This is a genomic window from Halomonas sp. SIMBA_159 (assembly GCF_046536035.1).
GTDB lineage: Bacteria > Pseudomonadota > Gammaproteobacteria > Pseudomonadales > Halomonadaceae > Vreelandella > Vreelandella venusta_A.
On record NZ_JAWJBT010000319.1, the window covers coordinates 1 to 291 of the forward strand.

General features: G+C 56.4%; 1 protein-coding gene. It reads left to right on the plus strand.

All coding sequences use genetic code 11. From position 1 onward, the window contains the following. Positions 1 to 291, plus strand: a 291-nt coding sequence (locus R0J87_RS19455) for a TIGR00366 family protein (protein ID WP_498888301.1), incomplete at both ends; no start/stop codon positions are given.

A 291-nucleotide genomic window follows, 5' to 3' on the forward strand; every position in this document is an offset into this window, starting at 1 on the left:
TGCGTTAACGCTCGACTTGGTCAACTTCATGTTCTTGTTCCTCGGCATCCTTTTCCACGGGACGCCGCGCAAGTATTTGAGCGCGGTCCAGGAAGCGGTCAAAGGGGCAGGCGCCATCATCGTCCAGTTCCCGTTTTACGCAGGCATCATGGGCATGATGACAGCATCAGGACTCGCGGCAGTCATTTCGGAAGCCTTCGTCAGCGTTTCGACGGCGGAGACCTTCCCGTTATTCGCATTTTTAAGCGCCGGGCTTGTGAACTTCTTCGTGCCTTCTGGTGGCGGCCAATG